The organism is Prevotella sp. CAG:255, assembly GCF_000431195.1.
In the GTDB taxonomy this organism is placed as follows: domain Bacteria; phylum Bacteroidota; class Bacteroidia; order Bacteroidales; family Bacteroidaceae; genus Prevotella; species Prevotella rara.
This window is the reverse complement of the sequence record NZ_HF986815.1, coordinates 84,414-102,734: the sequence shown is the minus strand read 5'-3', so window position 1 is coordinate 102,734 and position 18,321 is coordinate 84,414. Positions and strand designations below refer to the sequence as shown.

The 18,321-nt window shown below is 41.5% G+C and carries 14 protein-coding genes; 5 read left to right on the top strand and 9 right to left on the bottom strand.

The window, feature by feature from the left end; all coding sequences use genetic code 11:
* Nucleotides 1-356: 356 nt before the first annotated feature.
* Nucleotides 357-617: a hypothetical protein gene (locus tag QVO66_RS08180; protein WP_288172742.1), complete on the bottom strand. Its 261-nt coding sequence runs from the start codon at nt 615-617 to the stop codon at nt 357-359.
* Between the two features lie 882 nt (nt 618-1,499).
* Entirely contained in the window at nt 1,500-2,534 is a 1,035-nt protein-coding gene (gene hisC, locus QVO66_RS08175; protein ID WP_021854980.1) for a histidinol-phosphate transaminase, read from the bottom strand.
* Between the two features lie 271 nt (nt 2,535-2,805).
* Between hisC and QVO66_RS08170 the strand changes: the two genes are divergently transcribed.
* Nucleotides 2,806-4,026, top strand: a complete 1,221-nt coding sequence (locus QVO66_RS08170) for a transglycosylase SLT domain-containing protein (protein WP_418874797.1) — start codon at nt 2,806-2,808, stop codon at nt 4,024-4,026.
* Between the two features lie 326 nt (nt 4,027-4,352).
* Here QVO66_RS08170 and QVO66_RS08165 read toward each other — a convergent pair whose 3' ends face one another.
* The 5 genes from QVO66_RS08165 to ileS are packed head-to-tail and all read right to left on the bottom strand — an operon-like array spanning nt 4,353 to nt 10,067.
* Nucleotides 4,353-4,574: a hypothetical protein gene (locus tag QVO66_RS08165; protein WP_021854978.1), complete on the bottom strand. Its 222-nt coding sequence runs from the start codon at nt 4,572-4,574 to the stop codon at nt 4,353-4,355.
* A gap of 33 nt (nt 4,575-4,607) precedes the next feature.
* Nucleotides 4,608-5,594 carry a DUF4296 domain-containing protein gene (locus QVO66_RS08160; protein ID WP_021854977.1) on the bottom strand — a complete coding sequence of 329 codons (987 nt, stop codon included), beginning with the start codon at nt 5,592-5,594 and terminating at the stop codon, nt 4,608-4,610.
* Complete coding sequence (locus tag QVO66_RS08155; protein WP_021854976.1) at nt 5,591-6,223, bottom strand: lipoprotein signal peptidase; 633 nt, start codon at nt 6,221-6,223, stop codon at nt 5,591-5,593. The genes QVO66_RS08160 and QVO66_RS08155 overlap by 4 nt, the downstream gene beginning before the upstream one ends.
* Nucleotides 6,224-6,604 carry a TraR/DksA family transcriptional regulator gene (locus QVO66_RS08150; RefSeq protein ID WP_021854975.1) on the bottom strand — a complete coding sequence of 127 codons (381 nt, stop codon included), beginning with the start codon at nt 6,602-6,604 and terminating at the stop codon, nt 6,224-6,226.
* Between the two features lie 31 nt (nt 6,605-6,635).
* Entirely contained in the window at nt 6,636-10,067 is a 3,432-nt protein-coding gene (gene ileS, locus QVO66_RS08145) for an isoleucine--tRNA ligase (protein ID WP_021854974.1), read from the bottom strand.
* Nucleotides 10,068-10,302: 235 nt separating this feature from the next.
* On the opposite strand from ileS, the gene QVO66_RS08140 reads away from it, so the two are divergent.
* A complete protein-coding gene (locus QVO66_RS08140; protein ID WP_288172741.1) occupies nt 10,303-11,325 on the top strand; it encodes an esterase-like activity of phytase family protein in 1,023 nt (340 codons plus the stop codon).
* A 690-nt stretch (nt 11,326-12,015) separates the two neighbouring features.
* Here the strand turns inward: QVO66_RS08140 and QVO66_RS08135 are convergent.
* Both QVO66_RS08135 and QVO66_RS08130 read right to left on the bottom strand, forming a co-directional pair.
* Nucleotides 12,016-12,882 carry a glycoside hydrolase family 25 protein gene (locus tag QVO66_RS08135; protein ID WP_288172744.1) on the bottom strand — a complete coding sequence of 289 codons (867 nt, stop codon included), beginning with the start codon at nt 12,880-12,882 and terminating at the stop codon, nt 12,016-12,018.
* Nucleotides 12,883-12,976: 94 nt separating this feature from the next.
* Nucleotides 12,977-14,617 (bottom strand): diphosphate--fructose-6-phosphate 1-phosphotransferase, encoded by a 1,641-nt coding sequence (locus tag QVO66_RS08130; RefSeq protein ID WP_021854968.1) that lies wholly within the window; start codon nt 14,615-14,617, stop codon nt 12,977-12,979.
* Nucleotides 14,618-14,820: 203 nt separating this feature from the next.
* Here QVO66_RS08130 and QVO66_RS08125 point away from each other — a divergent pair, with 203 nt between their 5' ends.
* Genes QVO66_RS08125 through QVO66_RS13715 form a run of 3 tightly spaced genes read left to right on the top strand, consistent with a single transcriptional unit; the run spans nt 14,821 to nt 18,319 of the window.
* On the top strand, nt 14,821-15,090 hold the full coding sequence (locus QVO66_RS08125; RefSeq protein WP_021854967.1) for a hypothetical protein: 270 nt from the start codon (nt 14,821-14,823) through the stop codon (nt 15,088-15,090).
* A 16-nt stretch (nt 15,091-15,106) separates the two neighbouring features.
* Nucleotides 15,107-15,658 (top strand): 1-acyl-sn-glycerol-3-phosphate acyltransferase, encoded by a 552-nt coding sequence (locus QVO66_RS08120; protein WP_021854966.1) that lies wholly within the window; start codon nt 15,107-15,109, stop codon nt 15,656-15,658.
* Nucleotides 15,659-15,661: 3 nt separating this feature from the next.
* Entirely contained in the window at nt 15,662-18,319 is a 2,658-nt protein-coding gene (locus QVO66_RS13715) for a golvesin C-terminal-like domain-containing protein (RefSeq protein ID WP_021854965.1), read from the top strand.
* Nucleotides 18,320-18,321: the final 2 nt, after the last annotated feature.

The window sequence follows — 18,321 nt, the reverse complement described above, 5'->3', positions numbered from 1 at the left end:
TCTGCCGGAATTAAGTATAAGGATTTTAATCCGCTTGCTTCCTATTTTGATTAATAGGTATGAATTTCTAATCAAAAAAATAGCTATTAAGGTATGAATCTCGGATCACAGATCCTGATACTTAATGCTGTCGGATAGCATATCCGACAGAACAATAGTCTTGTTGCTTCTTTTCGTCCTGTGCAACCGATATGAACCAACAAAGCTAATGTGCCGGCAGATTTGTAATCTGCCGGAATTTAATATAAGGATTTTCAATCCGCTTGCTTTTGCTTCCTATTTTGATTAATAGGTATGAATTTCTAATCAAAAAAATAGCTATTAAGGTATGAATCTCGGATCACATATCCTGATACTTAATGCTGCCGGATAGCATATCCGACAGAACAATAGTCTTGTTGCTTCTTTTCGTTCCAAGCCGCAAATTCTTTGGATTTCCTTTTATCAGCAGTCCTTGCTTTAAGTAAAAACTTAGGACAAAATATTTTTTCAATCTGGAAAACAAAAAGATAACGGATGTTAATTGCATGGCGCGAAAACGCTAAATGGTTAACATTCGTTTGCTTATCAGGATGGATAATGAGGCAAAAAACATGGATTTTGAGCTGTAAAAGCATGGTTTTAGAGTGATTAAAGGGTGCTTTTGAGAGTATAAGTCGGCCACTTTGGGAGCGTAAACGGCAGAGTAATATTTTTTAACTATTGAAGTTTTGAGCCCGGAACGGCATAAGACATTGAATGACAGAGACTTAACCATAAAGTCTGATTTTTGCCGTTTTTCACGCCAAATCACAACATTGCGATGAACATCGCTATTCTGAGAGCGTCAAACGGACAGAAAATGTCAGAAATATTTACAAATAAAGAAATGTTATTAAGTGAAAAACGAAAAGGGAAAAAGTGAAAAATCTGATACTCTTGAGGATTTTTGTTTGGGATTAAAGTGGTTAAAGCCAAATCTGTCATTAGACAGCACATTGCTTTAACAATTTAGTGCCTTTATACTTTGAGCCGTATTTTGGTTTTCTATTGGCGCAAGGAGCTAAGAGAAATTAAAAATTAAAAGTTAAAAATTAAAGATGAAAAACGCCTGACGGAAGTGAAGAGAAGGCGCAAAAGCGCAACTAAAAATGAGAAATTAAAAATTAAAAGTTAAAAATTAAAGATGAAAAACGCCTGACGGAAGTGAAGAGAAGGCGCAAAAGCGCAACTAAAAATGAAAACTTAAAAATTAATAGTTCCGTAAGCATCCGTATTAAATTGGTAAATTGTTATTCGTCTTTAAGAATAAAAAAAGCAGGATGGTATAAGAGTTGGAAGCTGTAGGGCGTCTGAGGCCATGTATCTATTCGTGAAATAAAAGCGGACAGGCATCGGCTAAATGCAGCCTGACGCCTGTCCGTATTATCTGTAGTTGTTATGCCTATTTAATAAAAATCATTGTTCATTTAAGCGATGTTGCATATTGATTGACGCGTACATCAGGCCTGAGTATCCGGTTAATATTGTCTCAGGGCCGACAGCAGTTCGTTGTTTTCGCTCTTGCTGCCTATGGTTATGCGCAGGCAGTTGTTGCAAAGATGCACGTTGGCTCTGTTTCTTACAATCACGCCATTGCTTTTGAGATAGTCGTAAATGGCCTGCGCATCGTTCATCTTGGCAAGGAAGAAGTTGGCATCAGTAGGGTATATCCGTTCGCAGAAGGGCAGCAGTCTGAATGCCTCAATCATTCTGCCCCTTTCAAGCAGTATGGTCTTCACCCATTTGTCTACCTCGTAAGGCTCTTTGAGTGCTTCGATGGCCTGCCTCTGCGTCAGTGTGCTTATGTTGTAAGGATGTTTCACCTTGTTGAAGATGTCTATTATATCCTTTTGCGCAAAAGCCATGCCGAGCCTTATTGCCGCACATCCCCATGCGTTGCTGAAGGTGTTGAGCACAACAAGGTTAGGATACTTGGCAATATCGAGCCGCAGCGGCCGCTCTGAAGAGAAATCAGAGTAAGCCTCGTCGACCACTACAATGCCCTGAAACTCATTTATCACTTTGACAACCTCATCGCGCATGATGTTGTTGCCGGTAGGATTGTTGGGCGAGCATATCCATATAAGCTTAGTGGTGTCGCTGCATGCATGGAGCAGCCTGTCGGCTGTAGTCTGATAATTTTGGTCAAGTTCAACCGTGCGGTATTCAACATCGTTGATGTCGGCGCAGACTTTATACATGCCGTATGTAGGTTCTATGGCCACAACGTTGTCTCTGCCAGGGCATGTAAAGCAGCGATAGAGCAAGTCGATGGCCTCGTCGGAGCCGTTGCCGAGAAAAATCTGCTCGGGCCTTACGCCTTTTATTTTAGACAGTCGGGCTTTGACTTCGGACTGCTGCGGATCAGGATATCTGTTGTAAGGCGAGTTATAAGGATTTTCGTTGGCATCGAGAAATACCTTTGCTGCTGTTGCGCCGCATTCGTTGTGTGCGCTGCTGTAAGGTTTCAGGTTCCATATATTTGGCCGAGTTAATTCTTTTAATGGCTTCATGGCTAATTTTGTCTTATGTTCTTTATTATTATTGTGATGGCATCATGTGTGCGTTTGTTTGAGCTTATCCTGGTGTATGATAGGTCAGGCAGATTTATAGTATCGTCAAACAGGCGGCTTTAGACAATGCTGCAACTCACAATATAATTTATAAATTAATTAAAAATACATGGCAAAATTACTTCTTTTTAAGCATATCTGCAAAAATCGTTGTACTTTTGTATCCGATTTGCTGCAGATTGAATTTTATCTGCGTTTTTATTATGAAAATATGTACCAACCGTTAAGATTATTACTGACAGCCTTGCTTGTGGCGGTGATGCTATCGTGCGCAGAAAAGAAGAAAGAACCCCTTGTTACGCCATGGGGCGAGGTGCAGACAGACACAATATTGCCTAATGACAACTTTACTGTAAGCGACATTGTCGGCAACGGTGAACTTATAGCACTGACGCTGACCGGTCCGGAGACATACTATGATTATCGTGGCAGAGGTATGGGCGCGCAATATCTTTTGTGTGAGAAGTTTGCACAAAAGCTTGGAGTGTCGCTGAGAGTTGAGGTGTGTAAGGATACGGCAGAGATGGTTAAGCGTCTGCTTGCTGGCGACGCAGACCTTATAGCTTTTCCGTTGCCTAAGAAGCTGGCACAGAAAAACAGGCTTATTGCCTGTGGCGCCGGTGTTGACTCTCTCGGTGTTCAGTGGGCGGTAGACACGGGAAACAAGGAGCTGGCAGACAGTCTGAACAGCTGGTACAAGCCAAACATGCTTGCCGACATAAAGAAGGAAGAAAGCTATCTGCTGTCGTCAAAAAGCGTAAAGCGACATGTATATGCCCCCTTCCTTAACAGGGCCGGCGGCGTGATATCTCATTATGACCCGTTGTTCAAGAAATATGCTCCTGTTGCAAGATGGGACTGGCGCCTGATGGCTGCACAGTGTTATCAGGAGTCGTGCTTCGATCCTCAGGCCAGGTCGTGGGCCGGTGCCCGAGGACTGATGCAGATAATGCCCGGTACGGCTTCGCATCTCGGACTGGCAATGTCGGATATTCATGATCCGGAGAAAAACATAAGTGCGGCAGCGCGCTATATAAGCGAGCTAAACGGATATTTCAGAAATATCCCGAGCGCAGCAGAGCGGCAGTTGTTTGTACTGGCTTCATATAATGGCGGATATTTCCATGTTCAGGATGCTATGGCTCTTGCACGCAAGAACGGGAAGAGTCCTCACAGATGGCGCGACGTGGCGTATTATATTCTGGCCCTCGAGCAGCCACAGTATTATAACGATCCTGTGGTGAAGCATGGATATATGCGAGGCTCGGAGACGGTTGATTATGTCGACCGCATCCGCCAGCGTTATGCACAATATAGAGGAGTGCCTTATGGAGGAGCTTCTGTCAAGGGGTGGAGTGGCGGATCTTCGGCTCCGTCATTCAGTCCGATGACTCCACGTAAGGCAAAGAAACGCCATCGGTTTCATATCTGATGCAGTAGAAGTGAAGCAATGCTAAGCCGTAATTATACGGCAAAGGCTTGCCTTTGCCTGTTCTTTTGCCGAAAACAGTTATCAGGCAGCATGCGGATCAATGACTGATTGGGGGTAAATCCAGTGTGAGGATATCTATGGTTGAAAGTCTGATTTACTGATATCTGCTGTTATCAGAATGGTTTCATGATATCTGTAAATCCTTGGGAATGAGAGATAATGGTTTTATAAGAATTTGTGTGGCAAATGACGTCAATGATTATTTGTCTGCAAGTGATAAAGCTAGTCAATCATATAGCCTGCAATAAATATATTTCATCTATGGTTCAGTAGCTGTCTTGTGTCAGCAGTTTTCCGTCCTTGTACGCCCTTATACATCCTTCAGCGTCGTTAGACAATGTTATTGTGCCTCCGAGCCATTCGGTAAACGGCAGTTCTTCTGTGAGCGGGTAATAGTCTTTTACAATGCAGCCTTCAATCTCGATGGCATATTGTATAAATTCCTTGCTGCCGAATATAATTCTGTTTGCTGCTATTCGCCTTGGCATATATGTAAGGATGTAAATTGTTTTGTTCTACAACTATTGTGCTTTAAGCTTTTGCGGTGTAGGTGCAATGCGTCTCATTTGCACAGGCTCGTTGGAAATTGAGCGTACAGGGATTGCCGGTTGGTTGGCCGGCTGTTTCGGCTTGCTTACAGAGTCGGCGCGTTTTACCGTATTAGTTCCATTTACTCTTTTTAGAGTGTCTCTGTCTGTTACGCTATTGTTGCTTGTACTTTGCGGTTTAGTGCGTCCGTTGTTGCGCATGCGTATGAGTCTTATTCTGTCTATAGCCAATAGGTTAAGGGCATTTTTGTTCTGATCAGATAAAGATTTGTTCAGATACACAAATCCCCTTATGGCTTTAATTCCGTTATTCTCAGTATCAGCAATGCTGATGCTGTAATTGTTGTTTGATGACAGATGAATAACGCTACTTGCTATGCTGTCGTTCTTGAACTGTACGGCAAGCATGGCAACTCCGTCTCTGACACCTTCTTTAAAGATAAAGTTGCTGTTGAAGCTGAAAATGAGCTTGTCGCCTTCATGATACGTGCTGTCTGCCGTAATCTCGAACGACATCGTGTTGTACGGAGCGTTAGGCATCAGAACGCACGACGACACACCTCTCCACATGTTAGATGTATCTTTTACAGATGTCAGGTCTCCATATTTGCTGATGTCGTTAGCTGACGCTCCTAGTGCCAGGGCTTCATCGCTTAGGCGCTTAGACAGATTTTCGTATATTTTGTGCAGTCTGTCAGCATGCCGTACATAATAGACAAGCGAAGAATCGAACTCGGCCTGAGTTATTCCGTATTTCTTTAATACAGCCTGACGGTATAATGTCACTTCATACTTTTTCTCGTCTGAACCGTCATTGTTGACCATTGCATCCGCTAAATGGTAATCATACAATATATCCTCGAACTCGTCTGGCTGAAGGTATTTCCCAGGTACTTGAGGCTTGCATGAAAAAATTATCAGCAAGAGAGATATCAGCAGGAAACTTGTATTGATTTTCATTTTCGGCTAAATGATATTTGTGAGAGTTCTGTACGGCAAAACAGCAGAAGCAGAATTACGCCAACGCTGATGCAGGCGTCTGCAAAGTTAAAGACAGGACTGAAAAAGATAAATTCGTCTCCACCCCAAAATGGAACCCATTCGGGCCATGTCGTTACTATCAGGGGGAAATAGAACATATCAACCACCTTACCCATAAGGAATGGAGCATAGCCATGGCCAAACGGAACCATGTATGATACATAATAGGGTGACGAGGCGTTGAATATCAGCCCATAAAACATGCAGTCGATAAGATTGCCTATGGCACCGGCAAGCACCAATACCAAGCAGGCAAGATAAAATGTCCTGACATTCTTTTTTATCTGCCTGTAGATGTAGACGCCCAATACGCTAATTGCTACAATACGAAAAAGGCTGAGAACCAATTTGTTTATTATAGTCATCCCATAAGCCATACCGTTGTTTTCGATAAAGCTTATATAAAACCAATCAGTAATCCTGATGCTTTCATGCAGGCACATACTGGTTTTGACCTCAATTTTGATTATTTGGTCAATAACGAGAAGTATAATAACTGCAAATATGGCTATCAGCCCTTTTCTCTTATGTGTACTAATACTTTTCATTTAGTGATTTCTGGCATTCTTTGATGCAACGCTTAACGTCGCATGAGGAACGGCACGCAGGCGTTCTTTCGGTATAAGCTCGCCTGTTATACGGTCTATGCCATACGTTTTATTTTCTATTCTTATCAGTGCTGCTTCAAGTCCCTGGATGAACTTCTGCAGGCGACTGGCTTGCTGAATAAGCTCTTCCTTGGTCTGTGTGGCACTTCCTTCTTCCAATATCTTGTAAGTAGGAGATGTGTCCTCAACGTCATTACCGTCGGCATTCATCAGCGTTTTCATCATTTTGCTGTAGTCGCGGCGTGCCAATTTGAGCTTATCGTTAATTATGCTTCTGAACTCTTCGAGCTCTTCATCGCTATAACGTGTCTTTTCTGCCATAATATATAAATTTTAAAGTTAATATTTGAGGTTAAACTTTCTCAACCTTGATGTTTGCGTCAAAGTCATCGAAGTTAGTGTTCACACCGTCATTATCAGCCAATGTTATTGAATCGGCCAGTACTTGTCCCTTGATGTAGTCGGCAAAAGCCTTGACTGCTGTCTCGATTTGGGCGTTTGGAGCAATAGTGACGTTAATTCTGTCAGTTATCTCCAAACCGCAGTCTTTGCGCAAGTTCTGAATGCGGTTGATCAGTTCGCGGGCCATACCCTCGTTCTTAAGCTCTTCGTTAAGTTCTATTTCAAGAGCTACAGTGAGGTTGCCTTCGTTTGCGACAAGCCATCCCGGAATGTCCTCACTTATAATCTCAACGTCAGTAGCTTCAACAACAACCTCCTGCTCGTCGACATTTAATGTGATTTTTCCTTCTTTCTCAAGAGATAAAATTTCTTCCTGGCTCAGATTTCCCATTTGGGCTGCAATGCCTTTCATGAGTTTACCGAATTTCTTTCCCATTGTACGGAAGTTGCACTTAACTTTCTTGACCAGAACGTCTGAGCTTTCTACAAACTTGAGCTCTTTTACGTTTACCTCATTGATTACAAGGTCTTTAATTGCCTCGATGTGTCTTCTTTGACTTTCATCTGTTGCAGGTATCATTACAGACTGTAGCGGCTGGCGAACCTTTATGTTGACCTTACGACGGAGAGCCAAAACCATAGAGGTTATCTTTTGTGCCATCTCCATTCTAGCCTCGAGGTCTTTGTCAATAAGACTTTCGTCAGCAACAGGGAAGTCTGTAAGATGTACTGACTCGGCTTTATCACGTCCGGTAGCATTCTCAAGATCTTTAAACAGCTGGTCTGAGTAGAAGGGTGAGAATGGTGCCAGAAGCTTGGCTATTGTTTCCAGACAGGTATATAATGTCTGGTAAGCAGACAGCTTGTCGCTGTCCATCTCCTTGCCCCAGAAACGTTTGCGGTTAAGACGAACGTACCAGTTGCTCAAATCATCATTTACGAACTCGTCAATCATACGGCCTGCCTTTGTCGGCTCATAGTCAGCCAATGAGGCGTCTACGCCTTTTATGAGAGAGTTGAGCTCAGACAATATCCAGCGGTCTATCTCCGGACGTTCTGCAACCGGAATTTCTGCCTGTGAATAGTCGAAGCCGTCAACGTTGGCATACAGGCTGAAGAATGAATATGTGTTATATAATGTTCCGAAGAACTTTCTGCGCACTTCGTCTACGCCATTGGGATCGAACTTAAGGTTGTCCCATGGAGCTGAATTGGTCAACATATAGAAACGTACTGCATCAGTGCCATATTTCTCGAGTGTTTCAAATGGGTCAACAGCATTACCGAGACGCTTGCTCATCTTGTTGCCCTTAGCGTCGAGCACAAGACCGCTTGAAATGACGTTCTTAAATGCAACGTTGTCAAACACCATAGTAGCTATTGCGTGCAGAGTGAAGAACCATCCACGTGTCTGGTCTACACCTTCATTGATAAAGTCGGCAGGGAATGCCTGATTCTTGTCTATCATGTCTGCGTTTTCAAACGGATAGTGAATCTGTGCATAAGGCATACTTCCTGAGTCAAACCAAACGTCTATAAGGTCGGTTTCGCGCTTCATAGGCTTGTTGGTCTTACTGCAAAGTATAATGTTGTCGACATAAGGCCTGTGCATGTCTATCTTGTCATAGTTGTCCTGTGAATAATCACCGGGAACAAAACCTTTGTCCTTTAACGGGTTGCTTGCCATGAATCCTGCTGCAACGCTCTTTTCTATTTCGTCATAAAGCTCCTGCAATGAGCCTATGCATATCTCGTTTCCGTCCTCATCGCGCCATATTGGGAGCGGGGTACCCCAGAAACGGCTGCGGCTCAGGTTCCAGTCGTTAAGGTTCTCAAGCCAGTTGCCGAAACGTCCTGTACCGGTGCTTTCGGGTTTCCAGTTGATAGTTTTGTTCTTTTCAACCATGCTCTCCTTGCATGCAGTTGAACGTATGAACCAGCTGTCAAGAGGATAATACAGCACGGGTTTGTCTGTACGCCAGCAATGCGGATAGCTGTGTACGTGCTTTTCTATCTTGAACGCCTTGTTGGCAGCCTTTAAGTCCATGCAGATAGATATGTCGAGAGTCTCGTCTTTATCTGTAAGATTCTCGTCATAAGCATTCTTTACATATCTTCCGGCGTATTTGCTCCATGAATCCTTGTTGACAAATTTCTCAACGAAGTCAGTGTCTAAGTCGTCAATAACGTAGTATTTGCCTTCGAGGTCTACGATAGGGCGATGTTCGCCTTTCTTTGTTATTAGCACTATTGGCGGCACACCGGCTTTTTTAGCTACATTAGCATCGTCGGCACCAAAGTTAGGAGCAATATGAACGATACCTGTACCGTCTTCAGTTGTTACGTAGTCACCAGGGATTACACGGAATGCACCATCAGTCATAGGCTTGATCATGGGCAGAAGCTGTTCGTATTTCATGCCGACGAGATCAGAACCTTTGTAATGGGCAACTATCTTATAAGGTATAACTTTGTCACCTTTTTTGTAGCTTGCCAAATCGTTGTTCTCGTTCTTTGTATTGAAGTATGAAGGAACAAGAACCTCTGCCAATACAACTGTCTCCGGTTCACCCGTGTATCCGTTGTATGTCTGTACGGCAACGTAGTCGATATTCGGGCCTACGCACAATGCTGAGTTTGCGGCAAGTGTCCATGGAGTAGTAGTCCATGCCAAGAAATACGGCTTACCCCATTCTGTCATTTCAGGCTTCGGGTCAATGATAGCAAACTGAGCTGTTACTGTGGTGTCCTTAACATCGCGGTAGCATCCTGGCTGATTGAGCTCGTGACTTGACAGACCGGTGCCCGCAGCCGGTGAATAAGGCTGAATGGTGTATCCCTTATATAGAAGGTCTTTGTCATAAAGCTGTTTCAGAAGCCACCAAAGAGTTTCTATATATTTGTTGTCGTATGTGATATAAGGATTGTCAAGGTCAACCCAATAACCCATCTTCTCTGTAAGTTCTCTCCATTCTGCCGTGAACTTCATGACGTTCTCACGGCATTTCTTGTTGTAATCTTCAACAGAGATGTATTTCTCAGATTCCTTGTTGTCGATGTCTGCTTTGGTTATGCCAAGTTCTTTTTCAACTCCAAGCTCTACTGGAAGTCCGTGGGTGTCCCATCCGGCCTTGCGGTGAACCTGAAATCCTTTCATGGTCTTATAGCGGTTGAAAGTGTCCTTTATAGTACGTGCAAGGACATGATGTATACCCGGATGTCCGTTTGCCGAAGGGGGACCTTCAAAGAATACAAATTGTGGACATCCCTCACGCTCTGTTATAGATTTTTGAAATACGTTATTCTTGTTCCAACTATCAAGCACAACCTTGTTCGTTTCTGTCAGATTCAGACCGTTGTGCTCGGCAAATTTTTTGGCCATATTGATTCTGTTATATAGTTTACTATTTGAGGCGCAAAGTTATATAAAAAAATTGTCATAACAAAGAATTATTTTAAAGTTTCATTTTATTTATAGTGCTTTTATACAAGATTTTAATATAGCATTTTGTCAACTTAAAGAATTTTTCTTGTTACATTTGCACTTGATTATAGTCTTCTTGAATTGATTGACTAATTGGCATTGTGCCGTGTGGTAAATATAATTAAGATTAAAGATGATGAGTAGAAGATTGATTTCAGTAATACTGATGACTTTGTGTCCGGCATTGTTTTGGGCTCAGACAGAGTTTGTTAAAGACTGTGGGCAGAAAGCTTTTCCGATGAAGGTCCCTGCCGGAAATTACAGCGGAATAACACCTGTGGGCGGCAATGAATATGCTGTCGTTTCGGATAAGTCTGCAACAGACGGATTCTTTGTATTTCGAATAGATGTTGATTCTGTATCTGGAGAAATTAAGGATGTTACGAATTTGGGCTTCAAAGGCGACTCTTTACGTAATGCTGACTGTGAGGCTATTGCGTATGTTCCTTCAACGGGAACGTTTTTCATTAGCAGAGAGTCTGATAATGTTATTGGTGAATATACGGCTGACGGCAAGGCTACAGGCCGCAGTCTGAATATTCCGGATGATTATAAAAAATGTGTAGGCAACTATGGCTTTGAGTCATTGGCGTATGATGAGGAGGCACACTTGTTTTGGACCATAAATGAGAGCACAATGAATGGTGACGGTGAGTGTGCCACTTCGCTGAATAAGGTACGTAACGTGTTGAGACTTCAGGCGTTTGATGAAAAACTTCAGCCGGTGAAGCAGTACGCTTATCGTATGGATGAACCTATGGCAAATAAAAAATCGAGCAATTATGCAATGGGAGTAAGTGAATTGACTGCACTTGGTGACGGACGTCTGTTGGTCCTTGAGCGTGAATTCTTTGTTCCAATGCTAAAGATTGGGGCTTTTGCTCAATGTAAATTATATGAGATTGTTCCTGAAGATGCAGAACCATTGTCCTCGGGCGAAGCGATTGGGGCTGATACAAAGTTTCTGAACAAACGGCTGGTATATTCCTTCGTTACCCGCCTTTCTCTCTTAGACTGGTCAGTTGCTAATTATGAAGGAATGTGTTTAGGTCCTAAGTTGGCTGATGGCAGCAGGACGCTTATTCTCGTCAGTGATTCGCAGGACAATTATGGAGGTGTCCTGAAAGACTGGTTTAAGACTATAGTAATACGTTGACGGGTAGGGCGCTTTTATGAACGTTATTTAGAAAACTTTTTGATTTTGACGCATTCAGACTTGCCATGTTCCGATTTTTTTGTGTATTGCCCTTCAGAAAAAGAATAAAATGACACGTAAAATGCAATGCATTGTCTGTCAGTGCCTTATGCTGTTCTGTTGCAGTAAATGTATTCTCCGATAGCCGGAATGTTATGATTTTTTTGAGCCAAACCTATGGTTTTAAAGGTGAAAAGCATAGGTTTTGCTTATTAATTGCATAGATTTTGTCGCGTTAAAGTGCCTGTTTCGATGATATTTTCAGGCTTATTTGTCAATAAATGCATGGATCTAGGCAGGTTTGTGCTAAAATTTCTCTCATTTTTATAATGATTAAATTCTATTTTAGAGAAAACTTTGAACATAAATTAGTAATATTTATTGACATTATTTCTTTGCCGTCCTTTATTTAGACAGCTACGTTTTATATCTAATATTATGGTTTGCAGGTGCGCATGATGACTTGTATATTTAAGTAAAATCATTTTCATTATAACGCATATTGTTCTAATTATACAAGTTTATTTATTCTTTTCCGGCCGTCTCGGTATAAGCTTTTTTGACATAGTCTGCTGGGCATATGAAAAATCAAATGCCAATATGTTCAAAATTAAACAGCAATTCAGCTAAATCTTAATATAAGATTTCTGTTTAATCTTGTTCGTATCCAATGGTCAGTTTGCGCAAGTCGTAGTAACTTCCGTTATAAATATTGAAATCAACATATCCTTTTATGCCCGGCAGACGTCCGGCGTCAGTATGCTGCCAAAATTTCCATTCGCCTGTATATTCAATTTTGTCGACATAATAATGCGCAATCCAGTAAGGGTAGTCGTTGAATACCGGTTCATTGAGATATGTCGTCTTAAATTTATAATATGTGTAAATAATCGGCTTGACATGGTATTTGTCTTCAACAATGTGAAGCCATGTAAGTACATCGCGCTGAAAATCCTCAAGGCTTACATCCTTTGGCTTGTGCTCAATGTCTAATACGGGAGGAAGGTCTCCGTCTTGCAGATATACATTGTTTAGAAAGAAATATGCCTGTGTGCGTGCTGAAGACTTGTTGCTCCAGAAATGATATGCTCCGCGTATGAAGCCATATTCTTTGGCCTGCCTGAAGTTTTCTTTGAATTTCGGGTCAATGCGGTCTGTGCCTTCTGTTGCTTTTATCAATATAAATCGTATCGGGCACTTCTCAATCATTGCATTCTGCAAAAGTTCCCAGTCAATGTCTCCCTGATAATGGCTGATGTCAATACCTCTGATTTCGTAGCCCTCGGGATATTTCGCATCACCGTATATGGCTCTCCATCTGAACCCGAATGGCCCGACGAAAAAGTAATAGAAAAAACATACGTATAATGCTACGACGCCAAGTCCGCCCAACCACCATGCCCATCTGGGATATCTGTGAAAAAATGATGCCCTGGTATGAGAACGCCTTTTTTTGCCACATCTGTTAGTTGATGTAGTGTGCCGATTGTAGGTGTTTTTGTTTCTTGTACCAGTCATCATCTAAAAATAAAAAGAATGTGTAAAGGCCATGCCTTGTCAGCATTTACAGGCAAAACCGACCTTTACACATCTTTTTCGTATTATTGTAATATTATTCTTGTTCTAACTCAAGAGTCTTTGTTGTGCAGTCGCAAACTTCAGAAGGACCCCAATACTGGATAGGACCAGGGTATATGAAGCTTGTCTCGCGTGCCCATTTGTCACGTATCTTCTCGAATGCCTTGAACGGTTTGCCGTCAAGTTCAACGAGAGCTTTGCGGATTACAGGCTTCATCTCGCCATTTCTGCGCTCCATGTTCATCATCATGGTGATTGGCACACCTCCGGCTCTCCACTCGTTTGTGGGCTTTGTTGTGTTCTTGATTATAGCCATGTATCCTGTCTTTCCGTTTGCAATCAGCTGAGCAGCGCTTGTTCCGAGTGCATAGCAGTAATTTGTGTCATAGTTAGAAGGAGCTGCGCAACGTCCCTCGTATCCGAAGAAGTGGTGCAGACATGCGAATTTGCCCTTGTATTTACCTTCTTCTTTCCACTGCTCAAGTTTTGCTTCGCACATATCAGAAAGAAGTCTTTCTGTTTCTATGAGAGAAACTTGAACGTTTCCGTGAGGATCACGGTCGAGTGAAAGTTGGCGGGCAACGTTAGCAGGCAGTGTGGCAAATGTCTGCTTGTTCTCTTCGCTCAGGTGAGCGAGTATGTATTCGCGTTGTGCCTCTTCGTCAAGTCCTTTGTAGTCATTGCCGTGAGCAGCCAAGAGGTCGTTCAGCTCTTCGATAAGTTTTCCGATTGAAGGAATAAATTCGATAAGACCTTCAGGTATGAGGATAACTCCGAAGTTGAGGCCTTGCTCTGCACGGTAGGCTATTACATTACAGATGTTCTCAACAATTTGGTTAAGAGTCATGTTCTTAGCCTTAACCTCTTCAGAGATGATACAGATGTTAGGCTGGCACTGCAGGGCGCATTCCAGTGCAATGTGGCTAGCAGAACGTCCCATCAGTTTAATGAAGTGCCAATATTTCTTAGACGAATTACAGTCGCGCTCGATATTTCCGATAAGTTCAGAGTAAGTCTTTGTTGCGGTGTCAAAACCGAATGATGTTTCAATCTGGTCATTCTTCAAGTCACCGTCAATGGTCTTGGGGCATCCTATAACCTGTACGCCATATTTCTTTGCTGCATAATATTCGGCAAGGACACATGCATTTGTGTTAGAGTCGTCACCGCCAATTATAACAAGAGCTTTAATGTTGAGTTCGCGTACAATTTCAAGACCTTTTTCAAATTGCTCAATCTTTTCAAGCTTGGTGCGGCCTGAACCGATCATATCGAAACCGCCAGTGTTGCGATAATCGTTGATATAGTCTTCTGTGATTTCAATATACTTGTGGTCAACCAATCCGCCAGGGCCGAGGATGAATCCGTACAGCTTGTTGTTGGGGTTGAGACGCTTGATAGTGTCAAACAGACCTGTTATGACGTTGTGTCCGCCGGGAGCCTGACCTCCACTAAGAATAACGCCCACATTCATTTCGCAAGTCTGTGTCTCGTTGCTGGGTTCAAATTCCACAACCGGCATACCGTAAGTGTTGGGGAATAATTTTTTGATGTCTTCCTGATCGTCCACACTTTGTGTTGGAGCACCCTCTTTTACTTTTACAGAACCTTGAAGTGATGTCGGCAATTTTGGCGCGTAGTCAATTCTGGCTTTCTGTAATGCACTTTTTTCCATAATACCAAAATTAAATTAATATAGTTAGTTATAAATATAGCTTTTAGACCTGTGCAAATTTACGAATTTTTGTCAATATAGAAAAATAAATAAAATATTTTGAATAAAATAATGTTTTTTTTCATTAAACGGCTTGTGATTATTAATTTATTTATTACATTTGTTGTGTAAAGTTTTAGATAAACATAAAAAATAAGAATAATATGGCAAGCAAAAGAAATTTAAAGAAAATGATTAATTATATCTGTAGTGATGTTTTTTCTGAGTGTATGGCAGCATCATTATATAGTGGTAAGAAGGATACGGAAGACGTTAAGGCGATATTGTCGTCAATCTTAATAGTACACGACAATTCTATTAGAAGAGTTTCGCATCCGGAACCAGGAATGTCAAAGAAATCATATTATAAAGATCTAAAGGACAAATTTAATGCTCAGATTTGCGAAATTGTTGATCATATAGTTAACATCTAAATAATTTATTCACGTCATGCTGCAAACACTTTGCAAGTGGCTTTTGTATAAAAAAGGTGGTTGGAAGAAAGATGTTACCGTGTCTCATCCGGATAAGTATATTATCTGTCTGGCGCCTCATACCAGTAATTGGGACTTTGTAATAGGACAGCTATACATGAGAGCCGAAGGCCTGAGAATTAATTTCATGATGAAAAAGGAATGGTTCGTATGGCCTCTCGGGTTTTTCTTTAAGAAAATAGGAGGTATACCGGTCAGTAGGTCTAAGCATACAAAGATGACCGACCAGTTGGCTGACGCCGCAAAGTCTAGAGACACATTCTATCTTTGTATAACGCCGGAAGGAACGAGATCTCGCAATCCTAATTGGAAAAAAGGTTTTTATTATATTGCTTTGAAGGCAGGTATACCAATACTGTTGTATGGATTGGACTACAAAAGACATCTCATTCAATGTAATAAAAGTCTTGTTCCGTCAGGGGATATTGATGTGGATATGAAAATAATAAAAGACTATTTCAAGGAATATTCAGGATTACATCCGGATTTGTTTACTACTGGAGACTGATTTATGCAAAAGAAATTTTTTTTGTTCTTATTTAGTATACTCCTTGTCTCATGCGGGACACATCGTAAAATAGTGTCTTCACAAGGCAAGAAGGACAAAAAGGAGACTTCAGAAAAGAAAAGAGAAATAAAGGAGGATATCGAGTACAAGGGAATACCATGGGTTTATAATGGTTCGAGACCGATAAGTATAACAAAGGGACTGCAAAATCGACATCTCTCTGTTTATGCCAGCCATGGCAGATATTATAATAAGAATAAAAATAGGTGGCAATGGCAGAGGCCAAACCTATTCTGCACGAATGAGGATCTGTACACACAAACAATAGTCGTGCCGTATTTAATTCCCATGCTTGAGAAGGCAGGGGCTGTGGTCTTTACACCACGCGAACGTGACTGGCAAAAGAACGAGATAATTATTGATAATGATAATAAGACGCTTTTGCCTTATTATACAGAGATAAATGTCGGCACAGAATGGAAAGATGCGGGAATAAAGGGCTTTGCCAATACAGAAAAGTATTATGATGATGGCGAGAATCCTTTTGAAAAAGGAACAACCAGGGCGGCTAAGGCTTCTGCCGTGAGGAATTGTGAGATATCATACCAGCCGAATTTCCCGGAAAGAGGTCAATATGCTGTTTATGTCAGTTATCCCACACATAAGAAAAGCGTTCCGGATGCTCAGTATATAGTGTATCATCAAGGACGTAAGACTGTCTTTTATGTTAATCAGCAGATGGGAGGAGGCACATGGGTTTATCTTGGCACCTTTGATTTTGATTCAGGATGTAATTCCGGTAATCGTGTTGTTCTGACGAATGAGAGTGCGTATAATGGATTTGTAACAGCCGATGCGGTTAGATTTGGCGGAGGGGTGGNNNCCGATGCGGTTAGATTTGGCGGCGGTATGGGTAATGTTAAGCGAAATAACATTATAAGCGGTTTGCCCAGATGCCTTGAAGGGGCTCGTTACTATGCTCAGTGGGCTGGTGCTCCAGACAGTGTATACCGGTCGAAAAATGGTGAAGACGATTATAAGGAAGATATATACACCAGGCCGTTCATGGCAAATTGGCTTGCGGGAGGTTCTTGTTTCGCCCCTACAATGAATGGATTGAATGTCCCTATAGAATTGTCTTTGGCAATCCATAGTGATGCTGGAGTTGCTAGTGATTATTCGTCTATAATAGGTACGTTGGCTATTAGTACGACATTCCCTAATGACGGTATTTTTTATTCAGGACTTTCACGCTCAAATTCTAAAAAGTTTGCAGGAATGTTGCTTGACGGCGTGAATAAAGATATTAAGTCTCAATATAAAAAATGGACGAAACGGGAAGTATATGATAAAAATTATGCAGAGACTCGGTGTCCGCAGGTTACATCAGCTATATTGGAAACACTGTCGCATCAGAATTTCCCAGACATGATTTATGGTCAGGATCCCAATTTTAGATTTACGTTAGCCCGTAGTATATATAAGTCTATATTACGCTTTTCTTCTGAAATGCATAAAAAGCCTTATGTTGTTACACCTTTGACTCCTGTTGACTTTAGGGCTGAATTTTACGCAAACGATACGATCCTGTTGAAATGGGATGCTCAGATTGATAAGACAGAACCAACGGCTGTGCCAAGTTCATATATACTTTATACGTCCGCAGGCAACGCCGGGTTTGATAATGGCATTAAGATAACAGGTACAGCATGTAAAATAAAGTTGCAGCCTGGTTTGTTGTATAATTTCAAGGTTTCTGCAGCGAATGATGGCGGTGAAAGTTTTACTTCTGAAGTTATATCTGCTGTATATCATTCTAATGCCGCGAAAGACGTTCTTATTGTCAATGGATTTCAGCGTCTTTCTGCACCGGCTGTAATTGATGATGAATTTCAGCAGGGTTTTGACCTGAATAAGGATTTAGGGGTAACTGAAGGTAAAACTTTAGGCCTTTGCGGTAGCCAGATATGTTTTGACAAGACAAAGCTGGGAATTGAGGGGCCGGGTGGACTCGGTTACAGCGGAAGTGAACTTGAAGGATTTATAATAAAAGGTAATGAATTTAACTACATACCAGAACATGCTAAGGCTATTATGGCATCAAATAAGTATAATATTGTAAGTTGCTCAAAATCTTCAATTGAAAATGGTAAGGTCGTGCTTGGCAATTATGACTGCGTTGATGTCATTTTAGGATTGGAAAAGGATGATGGCTATTCTTTAAATTATTATAAGACGTTTTCTTCTTCTTTCCAAAAGAAACTTACGGAATACAATGGAAATCTTATAGTCAGTGGAGCTTATATAGGAAGCGACATGAAAAGTAATAAAGAACAGAAATTTTTAAATGATGTTTTGCACGTTACACATAACGGAATAATTGATATGCGGACGAATAATAAGGTAGAAGGAATGAATACCTCATTTGAAATTTTTAGTATGTACAATGATGTACATTATGCTTCTCCTTATATTGATGTGTTGAGCCCTGTTAGTCCGGCTTTTTGTGCATTAACAGATGGGACAGGAAATTCTATATGTGTAGCTTATGACGGTAAGGAGCGTCGTTCTTTTACAATGGGTTTCCCCTTCGAGTGTATAACGTCAGAAAAGAAACGTGCGGCAGTAATGACAGGAATTCTTAATTTTATTTTTAAATAGAT

Excerpts from the sequence above, each read along its gene's own strand:
- QVO66_RS08165 (WP_021854978.1), bottom strand. The coding sequence starts at position 4,574 with ATGCCAAGGCGAATAGCAGCAAACAGAATTATATTCGGCAGCAAGGAA.
- hisC (WP_021854980.1), bottom strand. The coding sequence starts at position 2,534 with ATGAAGCCATTAAAAGAATTAACTCGGCCAAATATATGGAACCTGAAA.
- QVO66_RS08170 (WP_418874797.1), top strand. The coding sequence starts at position 2,806 with ATGTACCAACCGTTAAGATTATTACTGACAGCCTTGCTTGTGGCGGTG.
- QVO66_RS08125 (WP_021854967.1), top strand. The coding sequence starts at position 14,821 with ATGGCAAGCAAAAGAAATTTAAAGAAAATGATTAATTATATCTGTAGT.
- QVO66_RS08130 (WP_021854968.1), bottom strand. The coding sequence starts at position 14,617 with ATGGAAAAAAGTGCATTACAGAAAGCCAGAATTGACTACGCGCCAAAA.
- QVO66_RS08150 (WP_021854975.1), bottom strand. The coding sequence starts at position 6,604 with ATGGCAGAAAAGACACGTTATAGCGATGAAGAGCTCGAAGAGTTCAGA.
- QVO66_RS08140 (WP_288172741.1), top strand. The coding sequence starts at position 10,303 with ATGATGAGTAGAAGATTGATTTCAGTAATACTGATGACTTTGTGTCCG.
- QVO66_RS08160 (WP_021854977.1), bottom strand. The coding sequence starts at position 5,594 with ATGAAAATCAATACAAGTTTCCTGCTGATATCTCTCTTGCTGATAATT.
- QVO66_RS08155 (WP_021854976.1), bottom strand. The coding sequence starts at position 6,223 with ATGAAAAGTATTAGTACACATAAGAGAAAAGGGCTGATAGCCATATTT.
- QVO66_RS08135 (WP_288172744.1), bottom strand. The coding sequence starts at position 12,882 with ATGACTGGTACAAGAAACAAAAACACCTACAATCGGCACACTACATCA.
- QVO66_RS08120 (WP_021854966.1), top strand. The coding sequence starts at position 15,107 with ATGCTGCAAACACTTTGCAAGTGGCTTTTGTATAAAAAAGGTGGTTGG.
- ileS (WP_021854974.1), bottom strand. The coding sequence starts at position 10,067 with ATGGCCAAAAAATTTGCCGAGCACAACGGTCTGAATCTGACAGAAACG.
- QVO66_RS08180 (WP_288172742.1), bottom strand. The coding sequence starts at position 617 with ATGCTTTTACAGCTCAAAATCCATGTTTTTTGCCTCATTATCCATCCT.